Origin of the sequence: Pseudoalteromonas luteoviolacea NCIMB 1944 (genome assembly GCF_001625565.1) — a bacterium.
Lineage (GTDB): Bacteria > Pseudomonadota > Gammaproteobacteria > Enterobacterales > Alteromonadaceae > Pseudoalteromonas > Pseudoalteromonas luteoviolacea_F.
Window position 1 is genome coordinate 1 of the sequence record NZ_AUXS01000075.1, and the last position, 16,020, is coordinate 16,020.

General features: G+C 43.5%; 14 protein-coding genes. 8 read left to right on the top strand and 6 right to left on the bottom strand.

Annotated elements, in window-relative coordinates:
- From N483_RS22560 to purF, 7 genes are all read left to right on the top strand, one after another.
- A partial coding sequence (locus tag N483_RS22560) for a FimV/HubP family polar landmark protein (RefSeq protein ID WP_331245867.1) occupies positions 1-1,533 on the top strand: 1,533 nt, incomplete at its 5' end.
- Positions 1,534-1,638: 105 nt separating this feature from the next.
- Positions 1,639-2,439 carry a tRNA pseudouridine(38-40) synthase TruA gene (gene truA / locus N483_RS22565; protein ID WP_023397193.1) on the top strand — a complete coding sequence of 267 codons (801 nt, stop codon included), beginning with the start codon at positions 1,639-1,641 and terminating at the stop codon, positions 2,437-2,439.
- A gap of 219 nt (positions 2,440-2,658) precedes the next feature.
- Entirely contained in the window at positions 2,659-3,534 is an 876-nt protein-coding gene (gene accD, locus N483_RS22570; protein WP_023397192.1) for an acetyl-CoA carboxylase, carboxyltransferase subunit beta, read from the top strand.
- 22 nt (positions 3,535-3,556) lie between these two features.
- The gene (gene folC / locus N483_RS22575; protein WP_023397191.1) at positions 3,557-4,825 is read left to right on the top strand and encodes a bifunctional tetrahydrofolate synthase/dihydrofolate synthase; all 1,269 of its coding nucleotides are present in this window, start codon (positions 3,557-3,559) and stop codon (positions 4,823-4,825) included.
- Between the two features lie 3 nt (positions 4,826-4,828).
- Entirely contained in the window at positions 4,829-5,557 is a 729-nt protein-coding gene (locus tag N483_RS22580; RefSeq protein ID WP_023397190.1) for an SPOR domain-containing protein, read from the top strand.
- Between the two features lie 61 nt (positions 5,558-5,618).
- Positions 5,619-6,113, top strand: a complete 495-nt coding sequence (locus tag N483_RS22585; protein ID WP_023397189.1) for a CvpA family protein — start codon at positions 5,619-5,621, stop codon at positions 6,111-6,113.
- A gap of 18 nt (positions 6,114-6,131) precedes the next feature.
- Complete coding sequence (purF, locus tag N483_RS22590) at positions 6,132-7,658, top strand: amidophosphoribosyltransferase (protein WP_023397188.1); 1,527 nt, start codon at positions 6,132-6,134, stop codon at positions 7,656-7,658.
- A gap of 112 nt (positions 7,659-7,770) precedes the next feature.
- Here the strand turns inward: purF and N483_RS22595 are convergent, their stop codons facing one another.
- Complete coding sequence (locus tag N483_RS22595) at positions 7,771-8,370, bottom strand: Yip1 family protein (protein WP_023397187.1); 600 nt, start codon at positions 8,368-8,370, stop codon at positions 7,771-7,773.
- Between the two features lie 208 nt (positions 8,371-8,578).
- Between N483_RS22595 and miaE the strand changes: the two genes are divergently transcribed.
- The gene (miaE, locus tag N483_RS22600) at positions 8,579-9,379 is read left to right on the top strand and encodes a tRNA isopentenyl-2-thiomethyl-A-37 hydroxylase MiaE (RefSeq protein ID WP_036974862.1); all 801 of its coding nucleotides are present in this window, start codon (positions 8,579-8,581) and stop codon (positions 9,377-9,379) included.
- A 6-nt stretch (positions 9,380-9,385) separates the two neighbouring features.
- On the opposite strand, the gene N483_RS22605 is transcribed toward miaE, so the two are convergent.
- The 5 genes from N483_RS22605 to N483_RS22625 form a co-directional block, all read right to left on the bottom strand.
- Positions 9,386-10,723 carry an O-antigen ligase family protein gene (locus N483_RS22605; RefSeq protein ID WP_023397185.1) on the bottom strand — a complete coding sequence of 446 codons (1,338 nt, stop codon included), beginning with the start codon at positions 10,721-10,723 and terminating at the stop codon, positions 9,386-9,388.
- Between the two features lie 3 nt (positions 10,724-10,726).
- Entirely contained in the window at positions 10,727-12,127 is a 1,401-nt protein-coding gene (locus N483_RS22610) for a GumC family protein (RefSeq protein WP_023397184.1), read from the bottom strand.
- 10 nt (positions 12,128-12,137) lie between these two features.
- Positions 12,138-13,409, bottom strand: coding sequence for a polysaccharide biosynthesis/export family protein (locus N483_RS22615; protein ID WP_023397183.1), 1,272 nt, complete (start codon positions 13,407-13,409; stop codon positions 12,138-12,140).
- Between the two features lie 208 nt (positions 13,410-13,617).
- Entirely contained in the window at positions 13,618-14,625 is a 1,008-nt protein-coding gene (locus N483_RS22620) for a glycosyltransferase family 2 protein (protein WP_023397182.1), read from the bottom strand.
- Positions 14,626-14,635: 10 nt separating this feature from the next.
- Positions 14,636-15,877 carry an oligosaccharide flippase family protein gene (locus tag N483_RS22625; protein ID WP_023397181.1) on the bottom strand — a complete coding sequence of 414 codons (1,242 nt, stop codon included), beginning with the start codon at positions 15,875-15,877 and terminating at the stop codon, positions 14,636-14,638.
- Between the last annotated feature and the right edge of the window lie 143 nt (positions 15,878-16,020).

Below are 16,020 nucleotides of genomic sequence, written 5' to 3' on the forward strand. Positions count from 1 at the left end.
GAACTAGAAGCAGAGCCAGAGCTAGAAGCAGAACCAGAGCTAGAAGCTGAACCAGAACTAGAAGCTGAACCAGAACTCGAAGCAGAGCCAGAACTAGAAGCAGAGCCAGAACTAGAAGCAGAGCCAGAGCTGGAAATCGAGCCGCACGAGCTTTTACAAGACATCGAAAGCACTGAACCACAAAATGTCGATGATATGTTGGATGCATTGGAGGCTGAAGAGGAGCTTGCTTCTCTCGATGACGAGCTGATGGCTGAAGATGTTGAGATCGACTTAGGTGATGATCCTCTTGGTGATGAGGTAGATTTGCTTGCGGAGGAGTCTCTTCCAGAAGAAGACTTTGTTACACCAAGTGCGCAGCTAGAAAGTTACCCCGAGCTTGAATTAGAAGAGGTTGATGAGCCTGAAATTTCATTGGATGATGAGCCTCAATCAGAGGGCATGAGTGAAACTGAGCGCCAATTAGCTCAGAGCTTAGATAGCCAACGCGATTTAAATGCAGACATTGAAGGCGATTTAGAAGAGTCATTTGGTGATGAATTAGATGATTTATTCGATGATTTTGATGAAGCACCAAATGCTATCTCTGAGAGTAATATTAGTGATGATGTGACACAGCCTCCTTTTATGGAGACTGAAGAGAGTGAGCTACCTTCAGAAGTTGAAGATGAGCTGGGCGACTTGGGCATTGATTTAGATACGCCATTTGATGAAGATGCTGCGCTGGCTGCTATGGATGAGGAATTACCGAGTAGCGAAGCCCCTCAAAATACAGAGCTTCCGATATCTGAACAAGAGTTGGAAATCGATCTCGATACGCCTTTTGATGAGTCTGCTGCATTGGCCTCTTTAGAGGCTGAAAGCTCAGAAACGTATTCGTCGAATGAAAATGATGAAATAGCAACCTCAGAATTGGCAGTCGATCAAGAAACCAGTATTGACCCAGAAGCATTTTTAGCGGAGTTAGAAGAGGTTGCAGAGGCGGGCAGCGATGAGCAAGAAAGTTCAATAGATATCGATGAAAGTGCCATCGAAGATGAATTTATGGCAGATTTAGAAGGTACGGATTTTGATGCTTTATTGGATGAATATGCTGAGCCAGAAGAGCTGACAGGAAACGTACAAGAACCTGAATTGGAAGTCGACTTCGATGCATTGTTAAGTGAAGACCTAGATGAACAGTTCGAGATTGAAGATGATTTAGAGCAGAGTCATGAAGAATCAATGCCGGAAGACTTTGTGGAAATTGAAGACTTGATTGCACAAAGCGATGATGTTCTTACCACAGAGGAGCCTTACCAAGAGCCAAATATGGATGTCGGTCTTGATGACTTCGAAGATTTGCTAGCAGGAGATAACCCTAAGGATGTTGATTTAGAAGAAGATGGTTTCTCAGCAAAACTAGATTTGGCACGGGCGTATCTGGAAATAGAAGACTTTGACTCGGCAGTTTCAGCCTTGGAGGAAGTCATGGAAAATGGCCCTGAATCGGTACAAGCTGAAGCCCGGTTGCTAAAAGAGCAAATAAAATAGTGTGGGATAATTAACAAAGGGGGCGATATCGCCCCCTTTGCTTTTCTTCCCTTTGCCAATAGCATAAAATGCCCGACTATAATTTAGTGAAGAGTTTGCAAGTGTATGCGTGTAGTACTAGGTATCGAGTATAACGGTGGCAACTACTCAGGTTGGCAACGTCAAAGTCATGTAAGTAGTGTCCAAGAAGAAATTGAAACAGCGCTTTCGCGGATCTGTAACCACCCCGTCGAAATTGTGTGCGCAGGTCGAACTGATGCCGGTGTGCATGCGACTGGGCAATTAGTACATTTTGATACCGATGCCGAGCGCGAAATGAGTGCATTTACACTTGGTATGAACTCGCAATTACCGGACGACATTGCGGTACGATTTGCCCAACAGGTTGATGATGAATTTCATGCTCGCTTTAGTGCCACAGCAAGGCGCTATCGTTATGTGATATATAACCATACTTATCGCCCTGGCATTTTAAGAAATGGAGTAACGCACTTTCACTACCCTTTAGATGTTGAAAGAATGCAGGCTGCATGTCCACATATGCTCGGTGAACAAGACTTTACTTCTTTCAGAGCCGTGCATTGCCAGTCTAATACACCGTTTCGAAATATTCACCACCTTCAGGTCAACAGGTTTGGTGACTATGTCGTAATAGACATCAAAGCGAATGCATTTTTGCACCATATGGTTAGAAATATCACAGGGTGCTTACTAGATATTGGAATTGGTGATCAGTCTCCAGAGTGGATGGCTGAATTGTTGGCGGTAAAGGATAGAACACAGGCTAGTGCAACAGCAAAACCTAATGGCCTATACCTAGTAGATGTTGATTACCCAGAAAAGTGGGGGATCCCGAAAATGTCTGTGGGTCCGCTATTTTTGCCGGAAGTCGAGATTAAACAATAAAAATTACAGAGAAGCTGGTAGCCATGCATAAGCTATTTAATTTTAGCAAGTAGCTGTCTATGTTGTGTGCATTAAAATATCAGTTCCTCATACGTCTATTACTTGTTAAGACTACTAAGACCAGTTTTTTATACCGCTGTTGCCTTAAACATGTTTTAATTGGGAAAATCTGTCTGTGTGCACAGACTAATATACAGAATAAAGACAAGAGAGTTGCCAATGAGTTGGTTAGAAAAAATCTTGCCTAAAGCTGCTAAATCGGCAGGTAAGAAAGAGGTACCGGAAGGTGTCTGGGCAAAGTGTACGGCCTGTGATTCAATCTTATATAAAGCTGAACTAGAAAAGTCGCTATATGTATGTCCTAAGTGTGATCATCATATGCGAATTTCAGCTCGTGAGCGCCTAACACGTTTCCTGGATGATGGTGAACTAGTTGAATTAGGCACACAATTTGAGCCTCAAGATGTTCTCAAGTTTAAAGACTCTAAAAAGTACTCAGATCGTATCACCGCAGCACAAAAGGTCAGTGGTGAAAAAGATGCTCTGATCGCGATGAAAGGTCGCTTGAAAGGCATGCCAGTTGCTGCTGTTGCATTTGAATTCTCATTCATGGGCGGTTCTATGGCGTCTGTTGTAGGTGCGCGTTTTGTAGCAGCCGTCAATGAGTGTCTTGAGCATAATATGCCATTAATTTGTTTCTCTGCATCAGGCGGTGCACGAATGCAAGAAGCGTTATTCTCACTAATGCAAATGGCTAAAACCAGTGCTGCACTTGCAAAAATGAGCGAGCAGGGCCTACCGTTTATCTCTGTGTTAACTAACCCAACGATGGGTGGTGTATCAGCTTCATTAGCAATGCTTGGTGACATCAACGTGGGTGAACCAAAAGCATTGATCGGTTTTGCTGGCCCTCGTGTTATCGAGCAAACAGTACGTGAAACCTTACCTGAAGGGTTCCAGCGCAGTGAGTTTTTACTAGAGCACGGTGCTATTGATGTGATTATTGACCGTCGTGAAATGCGTGACTCTCTAGCACGTATGATTTCTAAGTTTATGGACTTGCCTTCTACAGAACAAGAGCATAGAGTAGCGTAAATTTTTCGAAATTGAGCTAGCTATGTCACACATCAAACCTAGCCAATCATCGAGTTTAGATGATTGGCTTTGTTATTTAGAGCAACTACACCCTGCCAACATTGAGATGGGGTTAGAACGTGTTGCTCAAGTCGCCAATAATATTCACTTACTCGACACACCCAGTAAAATCATCTTGATAGGTGGAACCAACGGCAAAGGCACAACCGCGCGCTGTATGGAAGCGATGCTGTTAGCTCAAGGCTACTCGGTTGGTACATATGCATCTCCTCATCTTATTCGTTATAACGAGCGAGTTCGTATCAATGGCCAAGAATTAGAGGACCAAGATCACGTTGACGCTTTCTATCAGCTAGAGCAGGGTAGAGGCGAGACGCAGTTGACGTACTTTGAATATGGTACATTAGGCGCGCTTGCACTTTTTAAGCGCTACGAAGTGGACTATGTGTTACTTGAAGTCGGTCTGGGCGGTCGATACGACGCAACCAATATTGTCACTCCGTATGCTAGTATTATCACGACGATAGATCTTGATCATAAAGAGTACTTGGGCGATACACGCGAACTGGTTGGCTATGATAAAGCCGGTATTTTCAGAACCAACACACCTGCAATTGTGGGCGATTTGAATATTCCCCATACAGTGACGGATTACGGTTTAGAAATTGAGGCTGAAATGGTTTTATCCAAGCGCGATTTCTATTTTACTCCTCTTGAAAGAGGCCTGCGTTGGCAGTATCTAGATTATGATTTTACGCTTTCTCAACCTGCAATCCCTGCACAAAATGTTGCCACTGCTCTGACTGCCTTAGCACACTTGAATTTATTACCTGCTGAGCAAAAGGTACGTGATGTACTGGACAGTTTGCAAGTGGAAGGCCGTTTTCAGAAATTAAGTACCACGCCTTTGGTATACACCGATGTCGCGCACAACCCTGAATCTGCACGTTATTTACGTTCAAAGCTGCTTAACCTCAAAAATCAGGGCTTTAAAATTAACGCCTTAGTCGCTATGCTTGCTGATAAAGACAAAGCCGCGGTGATCGATGAACTAGGTGATGCCGTCGATAATTGGACATGTGCAGCCCTCAGTGGACCTCGTGCAGAAAGCGCAGAAAATATGCGCCAGGCATTGGTTAATACGCAACAAGAAGAGATCCATGCGTTTGAAAGTGTCTGTGAGGCACTAGATGCAATGCTTCCTGCGCAAGATAACATCTCAGCGCTGATTATTTTTGGCTCGTTCTTTACCGTTGCAGACGCAATACAGTATTGGAAAAATAGAGAGTAAAACGTGAACTCAGGATTTGTAAACCGCCTTGTAGGCACCAGCATCATAGTTATTGCTGCGATCGTTTTTATTCCAAATATTTTGGACGGCGAAAAAGTGCATTATAAAGAAGGGTTTCAACAAATTCCTGAGCGTCCAGAATTCAAATCTATTGATCTGCAAAAGCCTATTGACGCACGAGCTCAGATGGCTCCTGAGCCAAAAGCTGAAGTTGTTGAAGAGATCACCGCAGATGATGTCGACACACAACTGCCTGTCGACAGCACTGCTGACTCAGAATCAGAAGATAGTGCATTAGAAAGTCAGACTGTTGCGCAGTTAAAAGAGACTGATTCAAATGCTGAGGCTAAACCAAGTGGTATTGAGCAATCACCCACACCAAAAGCTGAGCAGCCAATTACTGAACAAGTGAGCAAGCCAAAGCAAGTAGTCACAGCGCAGACAAAAGAGCCAAAACTGGCACGAACTGAAGATTCTAATTTTTCAAAAATGGCCTATGTGATTCAATTAGGTAGTTTTTCACATAAAGCTAATGTGGATGCACTGATCGCTAAACTGAAACTAAATGGTTTTAAAACTTTTACGCGCCCTGTCAAAACGCCTAATGGTACCCTGACCAAGGTGTTTGTCGGACCAGATTTAAATAAGCAAAAACTTGAAGCTAAGTTACCAGAACTAAAGAAGTTAACCAAGCTTAATGGTAGGCTTACCCAGTTCAAGGTTGCAAATTGATCTGGCAATTCTAGGGCGTGTCTTATAAAATGCGCCCAAAATTAACGACTTGTTGGTTATTATGATTTGGGTTGATTACGCCATATTTACAGTTGTCGGTATTTCTACCTTTTTTGGCCTAATACGCGGCTTTGTAAAAGAAGCTATGTCCCTTGTAGTTTGGGTTGGCGCATTCTTTATATCCAGTCTATTTTATCAATATCTATCCACTTTCCTTACCTTTGTTTCAGAACCCCTTTTGAGAAACGCAGCAGCAATAGCCATACTATTTGTCGCAACGCTGGTATTAGGTGGATTGGTTAATTTTATATTGGGCGAGCTGGTACAGCGTACCGGATTGTCTGGCACAGATCGTATTGTTGGCATCTTATTTGGTGCGATGCGTGGCGTGCTAGTGGTCAGCGCCCTGTTGTTTTTTCTCGATGCTTTCACTAAAGCCCCAGATACAGATTGGTGGAAGTCATCGGTAGTAATCCCTGAATTTGGATTTGTTATTGAATGGTTTTTTTCATATTTGGAAAATAATTCGAGCTTTTTAAATTCAGCAAACCGTTAATCGGCGAGGAATTTTTTAATGTGTGGTATCGTTGGGATAGTCGGAACATCACCTGTTAATCAGGCATTGTATGACGGCTTAACTGTTTTGCAACACCGCGGTCAAGATGCAGCTGGCATCATTACCATTGACAACAATACGTTTAGCCTTCGCAAAGCGAACGGCTTGGTTAAGGACGTGTTCCATACGCGTCACATGAAACGACTACAGGGCAATATTGGCATAGGTCATGTGCGCTATCCAACGGCTGGTTCTTCTAGCTCAGCAGAAGCGCAGCCTTTTTACGTAAACTCTCCTTTTGGTATTTCTTTAGCACACAATGGTAACCTAACCAATGCAGCTGAGTTGAAAGAGCGTTTATTTACCAAGGCTAGACGACATGTAAATACGACATCGGATTCAGAGATCCTGTTAAATATCCTTGCCTATGAGCTGGGTCGCAGCGATAAAATGAAGCTTGATGCAGACGATATGTTCACAGCTATTGCAGCTGTAAATGAGCAGAGCTCAGGTGGTTATGCAAGCATCGCGATGATCATTGGTCATGGCATGTTGGCATTTCGTGACCCACACGGTATTCGTCCGTTGGTATTCGGCAAACGTGATACTGATAATGGCACAGAGTATATGTTCGCTTCTGAAAGTGTTGCACTTGCGATAGATGGTTTCGACTTTGTACGTGATGTTGCACCAGGCGAAGCAATTTACGTGACAGAAGATGGGCAGTTCTTCTCAAAGATGTGCGCTGATAAAACAATGTTAGCACCATGTATATTTGAGTTTGTATATTTTGCGCGTCCAGATTCTACCATCGACAATATGTCGGTATACGCGTCACGTGTAAACATGGGTACTAAGTTAGGTGAAAAGATCCAGCGCGAATGGGCGGATAAAGACATCGATGTGGTTATCCCAATTCCTGAAACGTCATGTGATATTGCTCTGGAAATTGCATCCGTACTAGAGCTGCCATATCGCCAAGGTTTCGTGAAAAACCGCTATATCGGCCGTACCTTCATCATGCCAGGGCAGGAGCAGCGCAAAAAGTCTGTACGTCGAAAGTTAAATGCAATCGACCGAGAATTCGTCGGTAAGAATGTACTGCTTGTTGATGATTCGATTGTACGTGGTACAACTTCTGCGCAAATCGTAGAAATGGCCAGAGAAGCTGGGGCAAAGAATGTGTACTTTGCATCTGCGGCGCCAGAGGTGCGTTTCCCGAATGTATATGGTATCGATATGCCATCGGCATCTGAGCTAATTGCACATGGTCGAGAGTTAGAAGACATCAATGCGAGCATTGGCTCTGACGGTTTGATTTACCAATCAATCGAAGATTTGATCGCAGCGGTTCGCATTGAAAACCCAGAGATCAGTCAATTTGAGACTTCAGTATTTGATGGCCAATATATTACTGGTGATGTTGACCAAGAATACTTGAATCGTGTTGATGCGTTGAGAAATGACTCAGCTAAGTCGACGCGAGAAAAGGCAATGTCTGCAAGTCTTGAGCTACATAATCAAGAGACGGGCGAAGGCGAATAGTCTTAGCGTCACACTGAAGATGTAAAAAAGGGCGATGGTTAATACCATCGCCCTTTTAGTTTGATTTCGTTTTTAGGATAAAAGCAAAGGAAGCGTCAATCACAACGCTCCCCTAAGTAAATGTAGGGCTAATTATGCCATTCGTCCATAAAATCGCTGTGGCAGCCAAAATGATAACTAATAAAATAAGCCCACATGTCACCATTGAGCTTGCATAGATAAAACCGCGTTCCTCAGGTATATGCATTAGAATTGGCACGCCTGTATAAAGCAAGTAGACAGAGTAGGCTACAGAGGCAATGCCAATACTGACCACAAACCACAGTTCAGGGTAAACGGCCGCAATAGCAGACATAAAGAGTGGTGTTGAAGTATAGGCTGCTAATTCTAATGTTTGTGTAAAGGTTGGCGCAGCACCAAAAGTCACCGCCATCCAGTGAGCTAAGTAAGCAAGTGCAAATACGCCAATGATCAGGGCAAAATACATGGCTATGGCAATCAACAAGGCACTGTCGTGTGTGAGATAAACTGCGTCACCCGCGCCTATTTTCCAGCCTAAATGGACCGAAGAAATATACCCCATGATACTTGGAATAAGCGCGATCAATATCATATGAGATAGACTAAATGTGGCATTTTCATGATGATTGTCAATCGTTTGCCATTCCTCGATTGGGTGCGCATAGAGCCCCCACAAATGGTTTAAAATCATACAAAGCCTCTCTTTATTTTTGGGTGTTTTTTACACTACTTCAATTAACATATGAAATATTGGTTAAATTTTGTCAAGAAACTCGAGTTAAATGACTTGTTTGTTTGATCCCAATTAATCAAGGTTGAGCAATTGCAGAGCGTCAAGATAGAGTGCTATGCGCGGTGTGTGTTAGAATAGGTCATTAGTTCTATAAACTTTGATGATGATGTTAGACAAATACGCAGAGCTGCTTGCTCCTATATACGATTTTTTGGGCACCTGTACGCCGGATAGCTGGATTGACGAGGCTAAAAAACCAGAAAACTTGCAGCGATTACTTGTTGATCATATGCACTGTGAATTAAAAGCGGCGCAAAGCGCGGCTTTTTTGATCCGTAAATATGCGGTCGATAATGAATCTGCAAAAACCTTGCTTGGGTGGGTGAAGCCCTATGAGGATTTTGTATATCGTAAGGTCGGTGATGGTAAATTTACAGCCAGTAAAAATGAGTTAATTGGCAGTCTGACAGCAAAACCTGAGTTTGCCTATAATCAAGATATCCTTGAAAAAATGGTGCGTTTAATCAAAGAAGAGCTACATCATTTTGAGCAAGTTCTAGAAATTATTCAGCAAAGAGGTCTGCGTGTACAAAGTTTAAATGCATCTCGTTATGCTGCAGGCATGATAAAACATGTGCGCACATTTGAACCCGCGGCGTTAATCGATAAACTGATCATAGGTGCCTTTATTGAAGCGCGTTCGTGCGAACGTTTTGCTAAATTAGCACCATTTTTAGACGATGAGTTGGCCCGGTTTTATGTCTCATTGCTACGTTCAGAAGCACGCCATTACCAAGATTATATTGAATTGGCTGAGCAAGTTGCACAGGCAACTGACCCTAAGCGCTTCGATGTTGCTGCACGCATCGCTGAATTCAAAATCATTGAAAATGCATTGATAGACTCACCGGATGAAGACTTTAAGTTTCACAGTGGCACACCGGTTAATGGCTCAGTAGCCGCATAAATTAGGTTATTTACGGCCCGCGCGTCTATTTGGAAAATACTCTATCTGCCTTTTTTTACGCCTAGATGCGCGATACGCCTTTTCTCCTTTAAAAACTAGGCCAAACCATAGCAGGGCTGGCCAGTATAAAAAAGATAGGATCTCTAGATTCTCAAAAAAACTGTAGCAGATAAATACGGTCATTAAACACAATGCAGTTTGTGCGGTTTTAGAGTCTTGTGACTTCCATAAAAAATATACAAAGGTAATGGCCATAGGGACTGCAAGTGCTATCGCGCCTACGATCCCTTTAACAAATAATAGGCCATACCAGCTGTGATGTGAGCCAATGGGCATTCTCTCAACCAATTTAGGGCCGCGTTCAACAATACCATGCCCCCAAATTGGCGCTTCAGCTTCCCAACGTTGAATTGCAATATTAGCTAATGCTTGACGAACTCGCGTTGAGCCCGGTCGCTGCTGTTTTACCGCTTCATAGGAATCCATGATCCATTGATAAACTGGTTCTCCAAGTAACAAAATCGCGGGGATAAAAAAGCCAAGTAAAAATAAAAACCAAGGTTCTTTAAATTTGTCACTAAACATGACCATGGGAAAAAGCATGATAAATATGGCGATACCTGCACGAGATTGAGAGAGCAGCAGCATGGCCCAGCAGCCTGCGATTGCCCAGCGGCGAATGCGCGCATTTTGCTCTTGAAGGCAGAACACCAGATAGATACAGGCCATAAACCCAGCTGCGGGCGCCCAAGGCGTGAAGAAGCGCCATCTACCGGCTCCGGTTTCTGGGTTTATCCCGTAAAAGCTGACCATAAAAAAGCTTTCCCCAGGGCCCCCAATGACTTTTAATGGCGAGAGAAAAATATCGCCAGGAAGTCGGCCTAAATAAAAAATGAAAGAGACGACAGCGAAGATAAAGGTTTGTATTCCAATAATGCATACAGCGCGAACAATCACTTCTTTTCGAATTTGAATAAGGTTGCCAATCAGTGGAAAGAGCGCCAGCAGGGCCCACCCTTTCATCCATCCAATGGAAGATTTGATGGTTTTTCCTATGCCCAAAGACCAGTTGAAGTGCGCGATAATGAGTGCCACCAGCATCACCAGCATAGCGATTATCCAAAGCCATACCATCGGGTTTATCGTGGCGTGCTTTTTATCAACTTCAACATAGAGGCGGGTGATCACCATAGCGAATAACAGCCAACCGATCACGGAACCAAGCACATACAAAGTGCCAGTTAAAAAAGAAGGGTAGGTCAGTACAAGGCCAGCCCAGACGACAAATTCTTCTGAGCTGACAAACTCTTTTTTTTCACCGGGCAATGCCGATAGTAGCAGCATGCATTATCCTTTTGCCTTTGGTTTCTCAACGACCAGCGCCACGATCTCTCTGCGCTTATTGACCATAAATATAGCAAGAGATGTGAAAATCATTGCAAAAAGGGCTGCTGCAACCGCAAGGCCTTTTTTCGGGCTGACAGCTTTAAATGCCAGCGAAGGCGGCGTCATTAGCTGAACAATTGGATAGGAAGCGAATACGTCGGCTTTACTCGCTTCTAGGCGCGCAGCAGCTGAAGTAAATACCGCTTCGGCTAAATCAAATTCACGTTGAAGGCGCTCAAGCTCAGCTGCTTCTCGCGCATAAATCTTGATTTTTTCGTTCAATAAAATTTGTGCTTGGTTTAGTTCAACTAATTTACCTTCTTTGCCTTTTTTAACTGCATATGCATTGATTAAATCAGCAAAAAGTTGTGCGCGTTTTGGGTTGTTTTTTAAATCCAGCGTCGTAAAAATATGCGCTGCATTTGGGCCGACTAAGCCTTGCGAGCGATTTCTGAGTGACTGTTTTGAATACTCAAAACGTGCAAATTCAGCTTTTACTTTAGGATGTCCATCTCCCCAGCGTGAGCGGTATTCGCTCAATTGAGAGGCACTAGAGGTGAGCTCAGACAAATATCCCCTGAACTCGCTGTCCGATTGCAATAAAAATGCTTGACCAGCCATGGCCGGAGATACGCCAAGATCGACACTTAGTTGGTTGACATAGTCGTCACCTTGGCCGATTTCAGCTTGGATCATTACCATTTTTTCTTTGATTGAAGACAGGGTTGCCGTTTCTCTTTGCAATTGCTCAGCAGAAACAATCAATGAGCGCTGTTGAAAATCAATAATATTATTACGGGTGGCATTGAGTCTTTCACGATATTGGTCTAACACAGCTTTGATACTCTCGTCACGGCGCTTGACTTCATCGGCACGAAGGTGATCAAGCTGTGCTTGGAGCGCATCATAAATAGCCCAAGCTTTGTTTTGGGCAAGCGTCGCGGATTTACCTGTGGTTTCAATATTCAAAATAGATGTTTGCTCGGTCAAGCGCACCTTAGGATTACCAAATTCTCGCGCTGTTAAGTTGAGCGTTTTTGCTGCGTTGTCTAGCAAATTGCGGCTCTTGATCATTTCTTTATAATTGACACGAGGGTTGTAACCTTTGCCAAACGGCGCGCTGGTCGATGATACAACCTGACCAACTTCATCAATGTTTACTTGGCTGTTGGCTCCGGTGCCTGGCAAAACAATATCAAAGTCGCTTTTATAGGTCGGTGCTTTTTGCAAATAAGCAATAACTAACAGCGTAATAACAACATAACTAATCGCACACGCTGCTAAATAAGGTCTATGTAACCAGCGGTATATCGTTGCTCTAAAGCGGCTGTATGGCGTTGTAACTTGAAGTGCTGTACCCATGATACACCTCCTAAAACACCTTGAATGGTGCGACTAAGTCTAAAACTGTTTGTGCTACATCTCTAAGGTTTGTAATGTCAGAGTCGTAACAAGCGATGGCGTCGTTTGGCATCACGTATGGATTTATTCTATCTCTGTAAGGCATACGCATTAATTGCTCAATTGAACGCTCGATAACCTGCGTTTGCTTGGTAATTGGGTGAGTGCTCACTAACACTACCCGGCGCGGTGCATTTGTGTATGATTTACCACCAACACAGTTTGCAGACACAGCCGCTTGTAACAATCTTGTGCCGTAAGGCAAGTTATTTGAAAAGCGTCCTATGGCTGCATTGGAATTGCTCTCTGCTGAGTCGATCAAATTCGACATAAAGACACGAAAGCCTTTTGGAGTAATTTGCGATGGCCTAACTAAGTGAGGTTGAAAGCACCCTGTACTAGGCACAATCACTTGGTCACCGGCAATCAATGCATAATCAGTAACTGGCTCGCCAGTTAAAATACCGGTTAGATCTACCTCAACTTGCCAGCCAGAACGAATTAAAATAACTTGGTCTAGTTTTGCGTCAGGACGAATACCGGATGCCGTTCTGACAGCTTCTGACAACAGACGTTTTTTGCTCTGATCGCCCGATGCTGCAAGACGCTCTTGCTGGACCTGTGATGGGATCGTTGCGTTTATCGTTACACGTCCTGGCTCAAACACCGCGCCTGATACTGGCACTTCTATCGCTGCTAAATTTAATACTTTGATATTGACATCAAGTGTGTGCGCTTTAAAAATATTGGCTCTGATCAGAGCTAGCTCAATACGTTCACTTAAATGCTTAGTAGTCAAACCAGCAGCAAAAATCGGTTCAATTACTGGCATTTCTAATAGACCTGAGCTGTCTAATATATAGCGTCCATTAAAGCCTTCACCATACTCCATGTTAATATCGATAAGATCGCCTGGACTTAGCGGTAAGGAACTTGCATCTTTCCCACCTAAGACCGGGACAGGTGCTTGATTGTTTGGATGCGTAACAATGGCTTTGTCGACACGGTACTGCTTTGAAATCGCGAACTCATTTGCGCCTGAGCAATCTAAACCTGCGGCAAATACCGTGCCCGGCTCCGCTGGATTAATTACCGTGCCTTGTGCATCAGGGTGGCCATAAAAACGGTCGTCGTTATCTTCTAACTCGGTTGTTCCGTCAATATGTGCACAGCCAGCAGTCAGCGCGATATTGCACACAAGTGCCAATATACTGAGCTTTGTTATGGTGCTGATGACTGTCATAGTCTATTCCTTAATGAAACGATACTAACTTAAATAAAGCATTAATTAGGCCAGTTGTCTAAATCCTTTAAAAACAGTGTTTTATGATTTTGTTTTGCATTTCAATAGAGGCGTTTTGCACTTTGCAGAGTGGGATGTTTGCAAAATAGAAAAACCAGCGATTGCTGGTTTTTTAAATAGTAGTGGCGCCGAAGTTGCCTTACGTTGTTTAGTGCGACTTTTGAATATAAGAGACTCCGCGCATTGCTGTATTTTCTATGGCGTTATAAATGCAAGTGGGTAAAGCACTCAAGTAAGCACAGGCCCAAGTTACCAAAGTGCGCTTAGGTTCTTCTTTTAGAATACGCCAATTGGTAGTGAGTGCTTGGTGCATAAGTTTTATAGCTTGCGTGCTATTTCTTGATTGGATTGCACGACGACATAAATAACGGAGCTGGTATGCTTTGGCCAGCGGTGCATATTTATTGAAAAAATCTTCATGGCCGATTCTGTTTTGATCTACCGCATATTGCCAGCTGGTAAATTGTTTGTGTAAGTTTGACGACAGGCCAGATGCGTTAACACGGTAGTAAGTAAGTGGCTGTGAAATACCCTCAAATTCAAAATCAGTATCAAGTGCCATTCTCAGCCACATTTCAATGTCTTCTGATTGGCGTAGCTCTTCATCAAAATATTGGGTCCACGCACGCATGCCATCTTGAAAGGCTACCGCCTCAAATACCGCTTTTCTGATAACGGGAGCAGAGCCATTGCCAACAGGGTTACGACAGAAAATCTGCTTGGTGGTGATCCCTTTTAAAGCAGGAAACTGACCAATCCCCAGTGGTGCACCATCTTCATCGACAAATAAAGATGGGCAGTAGCTTACACCTACTTTGGGGTTGTTATCTAAATGCGCGACGTGTAACTCTAATTTTTTTGCAGACCAAAAGTCATCGGCATCCAATAGTGCGATGTATTCGCCTTTTGCGGCGCGGATCCCTGTATTTCTTGCGCCAGATAAGCCGCGATTAAGCTGCTGAATCACTTGGATACGTGGGTCATCGAATTGTGCAACTTTAGCCAGAGTGTCATCACTACAACCGTCATCAACACACAAAATTTCAAAGTCTTGATAAGTTTGTTTCAGTACCGAGTGGATACTTTGCTCTATGTATTTACCTACGTTGTACATTGGGATAACGACGCTAACTGTTGGGTTGATTAAAGTATTCATAACAAGCTCCTTAGGCGGCTTTGATGGCGCTGAATTTGACAAGAAGCACGTTGATAGCTGGAAATACAAGCCACAAAGTGCTGCTTAAAAGTAAAACAAGTGCAAATGTGTCTGGCTGCTGGGGGGCAATAGCCAGCACACCGATGAGCGATACAGTCAAGCAAAACGCACATTGCTGTGTTTCTAACTTGAATAAGCCTTTGCTACGTAGCATGGCACTGTAGGTATCTGACCATACTGTGGTGATAGCAATCAGGCACAATAAACTGGTAGTGGTAAAACTTGCTTGCCATTCAGTTGAGAATAAAAACGGCACGTAGACTGGCACTAATACCGATTGACACACAAAGATGGCAGAAACCGCCGTAGTGACCAGCATAATTTTTTGGTTCAACTGATTTGTTTGTGTGTTTTTTTGTTGCTGACATACATAGGGATAAAGTGCCGTGATGTATGCTTGGCTAATGGACATTGCCAGTCCAATTCCCGCACTTTTGGCAAAGCTATAAAGGCCAAACAACTCTGGTGATAGTAATCTTGCACCAATAAAGATATCCATGTTCATGCGCAGTGAACGCAGGCCTTCAGCGGCCGCAAGCTGTGTTGATGAACCAAGTAAATAAAAGAAGGTATTGCGTTTGAAGCCAATTTTATGCGGCAATGTATCAACCACTGTAAATGCGCACAGCCACAGTATGGCGAAGGCCCATTTTGCGTAAACTATCGATAATAAGCCTGCGTCAAAGTATAGAGCGACAGCGATAGTGGTATTTTCTAAGATGATGCAACAGCTACTTATCATGCTAAATAGCGCCATACGGTTATCGCGCTGTACTAAGAATGCACGTGTACTGACGATTGGAAACAATAAATAAGTAAATGCCATTAACGCGACCAACGTCGTTATATCATGCTCTGGAAACAGCCACTGGGTAGCGTATGCAACACCTAACTGTACAATGCAAAGCAAGATGCACAGTGCCCACTGGATACATAAGCCATTTGATAAAAAGTCTGGTAATTCGCTTTCTTTAGCGCGGATAATCTGAGCGCCAGTGCCTGAACGCAAAAGTAATCGTATGACTTCGTGAATACTCAGAGCCAGCATTGCAGCGCCATATTCCACCGGGACTAAAAACGCTGCCATCGCCATAATACTGAGTAAGCGAGTTGCTTTCGCAACGACCTCAGCACCTACCAGCCAAGATGTGTTACGTAGCAGTTGTGAAACAGAGTGTTTACTTGATTGCATTGGCGCTTCTCATTAATCGGTCATATCTAAACCAATCAATAATTGCGCCAACTCAACTTAATGGTTTAACCATTTGTAATATAGGGTAATTAAAATTTATCGCCGCAGTTTCCTTTGTTTGTTATTGCAATTTGCGACGCATA

Excerpts from the sequence above, each read along its gene's own strand:
- truA (WP_023397193.1), top strand. The coding sequence starts at position 1,639 with ATGCGTGTAGTACTAGGTATCGAGTATAACGGTGGCAACTACTCAGGT.
- N483_RS22625 (WP_023397181.1), bottom strand. The coding sequence starts at position 15,877 with ATGCAATCAAGTAAACACTCTGTTTCACAACTGCTACGTAACACATCT.
- N483_RS22615 (WP_023397183.1), bottom strand. The coding sequence starts at position 13,409 with ATGACAGTCATCAGCACCATAACAAAGCTCAGTATATTGGCACTTGTG.
- N483_RS22585 (WP_023397189.1), top strand. The coding sequence starts at position 5,619 with ATGATTTGGGTTGATTACGCCATATTTACAGTTGTCGGTATTTCTACC.
- N483_RS22595 (WP_023397187.1), bottom strand. The coding sequence starts at position 8,370 with ATGATTTTAAACCATTTGTGGGGGCTCTATGCGCACCCAATCGAGGAA.
- purF (WP_023397188.1), top strand. The coding sequence starts at position 6,132 with ATGTGTGGTATCGTTGGGATAGTCGGAACATCACCTGTTAATCAGGCA.
- folC (WP_023397191.1), top strand. The coding sequence starts at position 3,557 with ATGTCACACATCAAACCTAGCCAATCATCGAGTTTAGATGATTGGCTT.
- N483_RS22605 (WP_023397185.1), bottom strand. The coding sequence starts at position 10,723 with ATGCTGCTACTATCGGCATTGCCCGGTGAAAAAAAAGAGTTTGTCAGC.
- N483_RS22610 (WP_023397184.1), bottom strand. The coding sequence starts at position 12,127 with ATGGGTACAGCACTTCAAGTTACAACGCCATACAGCCGCTTTAGAGCA.
- N483_RS22620 (WP_023397182.1), bottom strand. The coding sequence starts at position 14,625 with ATGAATACTTTAATCAACCCAACAGTTAGCGTCGTTATCCCAATGTAC.
- accD (WP_023397192.1), top strand. The coding sequence starts at position 2,659 with ATGAGTTGGTTAGAAAAAATCTTGCCTAAAGCTGCTAAATCGGCAGGT.
- miaE (WP_036974862.1), top strand. The coding sequence starts at position 8,579 with ATGTTAGACAAATACGCAGAGCTGCTTGCTCCTATATACGATTTTTTG.